The sequence below is a fragment of the uncultured Methanobrevibacter sp. genome (genome assembly GCF_937906425.1).
Classification (GTDB): domain Archaea; phylum Methanobacteriota; class Methanobacteria; order Methanobacteriales; family Methanobacteriaceae; genus Methanobrevibacter.
In genome coordinates this window covers 1-8,848 of sequence record NZ_CALCYR010000254.1, presented here as the reverse complement: position 1 = coordinate 8,848, position 8,848 = coordinate 1, and the positions used below count along the sequence as shown (strand labels likewise).

The 8,848-nt window shown below is 32.7% G+C and carries 6 protein-coding genes; all 6 read right to left on the bottom strand.

What is annotated here, in order from left to right:
• Positions 1-95 precede the first annotated feature (95 nt).
• Positions 96-1,337: a TIGR02710 family CRISPR-associated CARF protein gene (locus Q0138_RS07505; protein WP_297982857.1), complete on the bottom strand. Its 1,242-nt coding sequence runs from the start codon at positions 1,335-1,337 to the stop codon at positions 96-98.
• A gap of 101 nt (positions 1,338-1,438) precedes the next feature.
• Entirely contained in the window at positions 1,439-2,836 is a 1,398-nt protein-coding gene (locus Q0138_RS07500) for a TIGR02710 family CRISPR-associated CARF protein (RefSeq protein ID WP_297982848.1), read from the bottom strand.
• 117 nt (positions 2,837-2,953) lie between these two features.
• Positions 2,954-4,114 carry a type III-A CRISPR-associated RAMP protein Csm5 gene (gene csm5 / locus Q0138_RS07495; RefSeq protein ID WP_297982845.1) on the bottom strand — a complete coding sequence of 387 codons (1,161 nt, stop codon included), beginning with the start codon at positions 4,112-4,114 and terminating at the stop codon, positions 2,954-2,956.
• Positions 4,111-5,085 (bottom strand): type III-A CRISPR-associated RAMP protein Csm4, encoded by a 975-nt coding sequence (csm4, locus tag Q0138_RS07490; RefSeq protein ID WP_297982842.1) that lies wholly within the window; start codon positions 5,083-5,085, stop codon positions 4,111-4,113. Before csm4 ends, csm5 begins: the two co-directional genes overlap by 4 nt.
• Positions 5,086-5,115: 30 nt before the next feature.
• Positions 5,116-5,877, bottom strand: coding sequence for a type III-A CRISPR-associated RAMP protein Csm3 (gene csm3 / locus Q0138_RS07485; protein ID WP_297982839.1), 762 nt, complete (start codon positions 5,875-5,877; stop codon positions 5,116-5,118).
• Positions 5,878-5,888: 11 nt separating this feature from the next.
• Positions 5,889-6,314, bottom strand: a complete 426-nt coding sequence (gene csm2 / locus Q0138_RS07480) for a type III-A CRISPR-associated protein Csm2 (protein ID WP_297982836.1) — start codon at positions 6,312-6,314, stop codon at positions 5,889-5,891.
• Positions 6,315-8,848: the final 2,534 nt, after the last annotated feature.

Below are 8,848 nucleotides of genomic sequence, written 5' to 3'. Positions count from 1 at the left end.
GTATGATGTGTTTATTTTCATTTAAATGCTCCTTTTTATCAATAGTAAACTGAATTTTCATTAAACTAATCTAATCTAACCTAACCTAACCTAATCTAAAATTTTGGAAAACTGGTTTCCTTAAGGAATTTTTTCATGTCCCTGTCCATTTTTAAAGCCAAATCAATCACAATCTTCTCAAATTGCTCATAATCCTCCTTAGATTGGGACTCAAGTCCATGGGCCAGAATGGAATCGTTTCTCTTTTTGGTGAGATTATTGATTCTGTTTTCATTTTCCTTATAGTATCTGCCGATGCCATTTCCCATTTCATATAAAAGATTAAGGTCCTTGATTAATCCTATTTTTATTTTTCCATCAGTTCTCATCTTTTCAAGTTCGCCAATAAACTCTTTGGAAACTCCTTTTTCCTCCAATATGCCAACATCAATGTCGGAACTGTCCAATCCATACTTTTCGAGACTGATTTGGCCGATTAATTCCAGGGAACGATACAGCCTGGCAATGGCATCATCATACTTATGCTCTTCATACCTTCTTTTTGCATTATTCAAAAGGCTTGCCAAAATATAGCATAATTTCAAATTTTTTGAATTAGACCTTAATATATTCCCCAGAGCAATTTTATTGATTTTGATTTGTTTTGCAAGTGGTTTGAAGAAGATATATGAAGCATCCAAATCTTTCATGATATTGTATGATTCTTCAAAATTGACATTATCCCAATATGAATATGCCTTAAACAAAGAAGACACTTTATCCTTTTCAAATTCAGGATCAATTATTTCCTCAATTGATTGAAGGCCTATGTCAAAGCGGTTGTTATTGAAATACTCCTTCAGCTTATTTATCCGCATCCTATCATAAATAAAGTACAGATTTTGTGATTTAATGGTTTCAGTGCCAGATGTAACAATTCCTCCCTTTCTGTTTCCGCTAACAGAAAATATTTCCTTATTATAGAAGGCAGCTGAAACCGCCATGGCCACTGCCATGGTTTTGGTTCCGGAGGTGTAATCAACAAGTATCCGGTAGTCATTTTCATATTCCAGAATTTCGCTCTCCATTTGTTTAAAGCAAAGACTCAATCCATCGATATTTTTCAAAGAGACAAGTTTGTAATCCTCCCCTTCAATGAATTCATCATATGAATCTTCAATAGCCAATTTCTTTATAAAATCAATAGTCTCAAGAGAATTTTCTGAGACAAAAAATACTATGAAATCCGGATGGGCTTTTTGTATTGATGCAAACAGGCCATTTGCTAACTTTCGAGGCCCATCTTCACCAAAGCCTGTTCCTACTGTCATGAATAAACCAATTTTCTTTCTTGCCATATTTTCACTCTTTTAATAATAAACATCTAAAAACATATAAATCTAAAATTATTGAAATCAATCATTAAATTAACTTAGAAGCTCCCAGAAAATTCGAAATATTAATCACTTAAATTAAATTTTGGAAATTCCGCAAATCTCTGGTATTTTTCCACATTGGAATACAATTTCAAGGAATGATCTAATACCAAATCATATAAATCATCAGCCAAAGCCTTGTCAATAGGCTTCAATCCATGAGCCAGAATGGAGGTATTCCTTTCATTGATATCATCCTTGATATTATCGAAGAAATTTTGAGACAATGCTTCTGCATCATCCTTATTCAATCGGGACAACAATTCATAAGTTTTCTTCAATGCAAAAGTATCAACTGTTCCCTTTTTGTCATAGTATTTCCAATTATTAAGATTTCTTCTTGTTTTGGAATTGACTCCTGCATTAATCTTATTCTTATCCACATAAAAAGACAAGTTTTTTTCAAGTTCCCAGTAATTGATGAAATCATATTCAACAAGTTTTAGTTGAGCGACAAGCTCGCTGGCACGGTACAATCTTGCAACGGCATCATCGTATTTTCCCTCATCAATACGCCTTTTTGCATTATTCAAAAGGTCTGGAAGATAAACCTTGATGTCCTTGAAGTTTTCAGACTGCTTGTTTGAAATCTTTTTATCAAGGAATTTGAGATTTCTCTTCAATTGCTTATAAAATTCAGGATTTCGCTCATTGAAATAACTTGTCAGGTTCTCACTCCTGTCAATGACTTCGATGATGTCTTCCTTCAGGAATTTGTTTAATTTTATTTTAGTGATTTCAGAATCTTCAATAAGGTTGTTGTTGAACTTGTCCCAGGAATTGTACAATTTTACAATATCCATAAATAAGGAAGCTCTTTCCTTTAAATCGTCATCCTCCAATACATCATGTGCTGCCTTGAAATTGATTAAGGATGCGTCAAACTGATAGCTGTTGAAGAATTGGATACCTCTGTTGAACTCCCTTACCGCAAATGTCTCATATGGGTCTTCCAATTGTTGGATTTCTTCAAATCCGCTTATGACATTGCCGATATCGTCCTGCCGTTTTCCCTTGACATAGAAATATTTGCAGTGCTCGCTCATGGCAGCGAGATACAATCCAACACCCATTACCTTGGTTCCTCCAGTAAAATCAACACGAACATCATATCCCTCTCTTTTGAGACGGCGAATAACATGCCTTGATTCTATGAAGGATTCATTGAGATCCACATCACTGTTAAGTTTGATTTTAAAGTAGGTTTCATTCTCCTTGAATGAAAGCATGTATTCCTTTAAGTCTTGGTCATTTTTTTTAATGACCGTTTGATTTAATTCTGTGATTACATCTTCAATTGTTTTTAGCGATTTTTTTGTATGTATGAAATAGACCAAATCTGCTTTTGTATCTGAAATTGCCTTCGGCAGACCTGCAACATTTCCAACAGTTAACAACAATGCTATTTTTTCATTATCCATTAAAAAACCTCTGCAGTACAAAATAAAATCAGAAAAAAAATAGATTAGAAAATTCTAATCTATAAATAAATTTCTTTTTTGGAATATAAAAAATAAAACCTTAAACTTTATTTAAAATTATTTTTTACTTAATTGAACCCATCCTAAAGGTTTATATGTATCCACAATTAATTTTCTAGTTTTAGGAAAATCATAATTAACGGCTTCTTTCTTTTTATTTTTACCTGTTTTCTTCTTCATTTTACCAATACCATTCCTACTTCTAAACTCAGTAAATTGGTTTTGATTTCTTCTAGAGTTTTTAATTTTCAATAATTGGCTGACTGTCAATGCACCTGAACCATGACCAAGTCTCAATAAAGGAGTTTTTACCGTATTTTTTTTATATAATTCATTATAGAAATTTTTTAAACTGCCATTATCAAAATCATAATAATTAGAATTTGGAACAGTTTTTTTGATAAAACGCAATTCCTCTTTAATCAAGTCATGCGAGAAATCGTGGATTTGCTTGAAAATGGAATCAATATCTGAAGGAAAATCATTTAAGTCTCTTCTGTTATGAATTTTCATATTGAAAGAGTTATAATACTCAAATTCAAATTGATTTCCTTCATCAATAGTCTCTAGAAATGAAAGAGTATTCCGTCTAGTTCCAATTGATTCAACTCCATAAATAGAAGGTTCATCTATAGTGTTTAAAGTATCTGTGAAATGGAAGAATTTCATGGAATTTTTTAAATTTTTATCCATACTCTCTATAGCCCTTCTAATTTGATTGTTTCCACAATTCAAATTTAATCTGGAATAAAGAAATGCATTTCTTATAGCCCCTTTAATGGAAGAACCTGGAATATATAAACCCCCATTGGTCTTTAAATGCTCTTTAATAATCCCTATATCATTAGCATATTTGATATTTTTACCGTATTTTATAGTGCATTTGTAAGAATATGAATTTCGTATCTTCTTGTATAAATCAGGATTCTTAGGCTTTATTTTATCGATGAGAAATTTTTGCAAACCATAATATCCGACTTTACTCTTATCTGCATGCCTGTTTTTAAAATTTTCAGTATCTGAAATGACATTTATGAATTCATCAAATAAATCTTCTTCATTTTTTAAAATCAACTGGGCAACTTCGTCCAAATTATAGCGCACAATTTTATTTATTCCACTGAATGAAGCAAGCCCGAATTCAGCCCTGGAATAATCACTGCCTTTTCCAATATATACTGGAGATATTACTTCCAAACCTATTTTTTGATTCATCATAATTCCTCCTGATTATATCTTATATTAAATGAATAGCCATATTCCACAGACTTGTCACTTGTCTCGACTAAAGATCCACAATATTTGGAATAAAATGGAAATATGGATCCTTCCTTAAAGAATCTTGTTTTTTTCCTTAATCCGAAAGAGTCTCTTGACTGCTTGTCACCCAGTTCATAAAGAACACTGCTGAGAGAAGCTTTGCTAATACGGTTTATGTCATCAGAGTCTGGAATAAATCTGGATAGTGAAAGGAAGTACTGTCCTTTCTCTGAGGAGTTTATTTCATCAAAAACATCAAAATCATCAATTTCAAAATCGAACTGACCGTTTCCAGTGGAAATGTCTTTTCCAAAACCTCGGTCCCTTAAGTATTTTAATGCAGATAAGAAGATTTCTTCAAAGGAATCGTCAAGGAAATCAACTAAAAAGAACAAGCCTTTATTCTCTTTAAAACGATAGTTGCTTGAATAAAAGATATTCATGGAATTGTAATTGATTCTGTCAATGACATTATGAGGAGCGATTTCAGTTGAAAAGAAATTATCCTTCAGCAAATCATTGCTTTCTTTTTTAAATAAAAATGATTTGTTATTTTCATTAATAAGAAATTCCTTTTTAACAAATGAATCAAACAGCTGCCTGTTGTCAATATTTCCTGAAACCAAATCCATAAAAATGCTTTCTTCAATGAATTTTATCTTTTTAAATTTTTTATAGCAAATCATGTCCTTTGATTGGAATTTTGATAGTGGCTTTGGATAAAATCTGCAGTATTCATCCCCTGATTTTAAAAAGGGAAATGCTGATGAAATTATAAAAGGAAGATTATTTTTATCTTCAAACCTTTTTAAAAAGCCATCTAACTTATCAGGATACAATTCAGACAATGCATATGTTATTGCACCAAATAAACTATCGGATGATAAAAAAGGGAAAGTGGATTTTGGTTTCAAATAAACTATTTTCATTTTTACCACCAATAAACTTAAAAGATAAGTTTATAATTCTAAGTTCAAGCCATCCGGAATTTCAGATAATCTTCCAAAAGTTGTAGGTTCTGCATCTTCTTTAGATTCAGTGTAAAATGACTTATCTCTAACAATGTAATATATATCCTCAAAGTGAACTTTACCATATCCTCTTGAACCACTTCCACCCAGATAGTTATCTTCAAGCAATTCCATAGCAGTGAAAATGTTTTTAAAGTTCTGTTTATCTTCATCATTGTAAACGGAGAATACAAATTCAAAATTAAATTTAGAACCTTTTGGCACTCTTTCAGAAGGCCTTGGATTGTAAGCGGTACCTTTTACCCTGTCGATGACGTTTTCAGTTTTTAACTCGGCACCTCGTGAAACATCCTCTGCATTTTCCCAGAATTCCTTAGTTTCCTCATCAGGGAAGGAATCCCTGACAATAAGCCTTGTAGGACCGACATAAACGCCATCTTTGTCATTAGTGAATCCAAATATTTTACAAACATCACATTTTCCACAGTTGCATGGGCCAAAACCATTCCTAGGATTGCCTTTTTTAAGGATATTATCTACAGAATCCCCATTAAATAATTCCAATAAACTTCTAAGTTTCCCTTTTAAGGAGGAACCTGGAATGTATGGCAGATTTGATTCCTTGTCTCTCATAATCATATTATCAATTCCACCAATCTCTAAAGATTCATTAGCTTCTCCAATATGCAAACCAGTATCACAAACTATTTTTCCTCTTAATATAACATTTCCTTTAAATTCAATATCCATAAAAAACACCCTTATTTAGAATTCGGATTATTTACCTTATAAAAAGCGATTATTGATTCTAAAAATTGAACAAGCCTGTAAAAATCTTCAAGAGTGTCCTCTTCCTTTCCAGAACCTACCTTACCCATAACAACTTTCATAAAGTTAAAAAATCTATCACTAATAACATCTCTTCCATTTGCATAAGCCAGCTTAGGCATTAGCAAATAGAATTTTACTTTAGTTGTTTCATCCCATTGTCCTTTTTCCTTAGTATATAACTCAATTTCCTTGATAGCTGCAAAAAATTTCCTCAGCTGTGAAGTTTTAATATCCTTATCACCTAATTCTTTAGTAAGCTTGTCTGCATCTCCATCGAATTTGACAAATTCCTCAATATCATAATATTTCAAACTTGGCAATCTCTTAATTTTATCTTGAATTTCTCTTAAAGCCATTATTTCACCTCATCCTTAAACTAAGCCATGAAACAGGAACATTAATCCAAGGCATGTTTTTAATTCCATCTTTCATCAAATCATCATAAACTTTTGAATTTGAGTTCAATAATCTTAATTTATATGCAAATTTCGGTACGAATTTATGATTGGTGCATTTAATCCGATTATTGTCCTCCCATTTTGTCTCGCTTGAGCAAATTCCAGAGTACTCTTCAAAATTATCCTTCCATAAATACAGCATGGAATAAATAATTCCCATGGACAAATCATTATTTTCAACATGTTCCTCCAGTTGCTTTGCAAATTCAAATAATTCTTTAAAACTTTTAAATTTAGATTTATCTCCACCTTCCCAGTTAATAGATTCATTAAATAAAGTTATCTTGTCTTTGCCTGAATTTTTTGAAGATTCTAGATAAACTTCAGCCATGTCGACTGCCTTTCCAATAGGAAATTTAAAAGACACAATGTTTATTCCACCAGACAAATTAATTGAATCATTCTGACAGGTCCAAGCTTTAAAGGCCTCTCGTAATCTTTTTGCAAACCGAATAATATCATCATAAGGACCTAAAACCAATAAATCATCCCCTCCGGAATAATTAATATGTATTGCAGGTATTGATTTTCCAGATTCCTTTAGCAATTGTTTTTCCTTTGAGCTTAAGGATTGGCCATATTCAAGCTTATAAACAGTTAATGTTTTCGCTTCTTCTGGATTTTCATCGTTTTGAAGCTTAAGATCGATTTTTTTGAATCTTCTACTCTTCTCCTCATCAGATAAATTTAAAACATCCACATCGCTGTAAACTGCAAATTCCTCGGAAATCTTATTTATAATGCCTGAGAAGAACAAATCAAGCTGGGAACTTAAAGTTGATACACGTGAGATGCTGGCCCCCATGTTTGATTCCTTGTTAGAATCTGATTTAATGCATTTTATATGATTAAAACCTTCTGAAAAAATCAAACCCAAATCATCAACATCCATCTTTAAAACACCCAGCTTGTCAGCACCCTTGCTGATTTGTGAGAGATGTTCAAAGTATAATGGGGGATTATTAGGATACTGGGGAACGACATTTCCAACAAAGCTGAAACTGAATGAAAATTTATCGAAATCATCCAATTCAAAATCTGAATCCTTGCTTATTGCATTTTCAATGTCCAGGAAATCAGCATCATTCAACTTGACAATTTCAAATCTGTCAACAAAATCTTTAGTATTTTTAATATGCCTAATCGCATTTTCCTTGCTGCGTGCAAAAATATATGCCACATTCAAAACATCATCTTTAAAGGAAAAACCCTTATAATCTGACTTTTCACACAACATGCATTTTATCATGTATTTTGCATTGGAAACATCCTTTCCCAAGTCTTCATGATCTTTACAGGAATCACATCTGAACTCTTCATCAGAGTCTTTCATGTATTCATTACCACAGACAGAACATGTGTCATTAGACCTTGGTTCCTTGATGTCAAAAAGCCCATTCAGATTATTGATGAACTTATGTTTCTTATCTTCCGCCAATTTGAATGACAGTTTTTCAGTAAGCTCTCCAAATTTTGCAAGGTCATTTGCTGAGCATTCCTGATAATCCAAAGCAAGATACAGTTCAGCATTAAACTGGCTAATAAAATATTCATTTATCTTATCCTTTATTTCATCCAATGAATTTTTTGCCTTATCTGTATTCGGTGCGATTATTGTGAATCTGCCACCACCACAGAACAGTATATTCGCTTTTGTCAATTCCAGATCTTCAACTATACGGCTTGATATTGCATCAGTCAGAAGTGTCAGATATAATGATCTTCCTCTCAAACGCCTGCTCATTCCGCTTTGGGCTCTTGCAGGTGAAGAGATTCTGAATATGAAATTCTGGATTCCAGATATATCTCCTGAAACAGTCAAATAAACATTTTGATTATCGCAAGACGGCTTAGAGGTATTCAATTTTTTCCCCTCTTTTTCGTATAAATATCTACAAACCGCCAATGCAGCCGTGGTTTTTGAGTGGTCATAAAGTGATATGTCTGGTATTGAACCCCATGAAGCAGAGGGCAGGGTAAAGGTATACTTGTATAACAATGCCAAAACAGTATTGAAATCAAAAATATTGGTTAAATCCTTAATTTCATCATTAAAATCTGCCCATAATTTTTTATATTTGCTTTGAAATGAGTTTCGAGCATTTTGATCCAGAATATTTGATTTTTCATCAGGAATTAAATTTTCCCACGCGTTCAAGTCAAGTTTCCTAAGTGGGACATATTTCTCACCACATTCCTTGTTATCCTTTATTAAAACTTCAGAGAATATGGACATTAATGGAGTTTTTTTAGGATCCAATTCAATGCCCTTGCATCTCTCTCCGGAAGAGTGCCAGTCAGCATTCTGAATTATCTGGGCCAATTCGGTATTTTCTGAATTTTTAGGATTGTGATGATATAAAGCCAAATCAGCAATTATGGAATAGATCGGAAGAGCACACGTCTGAACTCCAGTCACGATCAGATCTCGT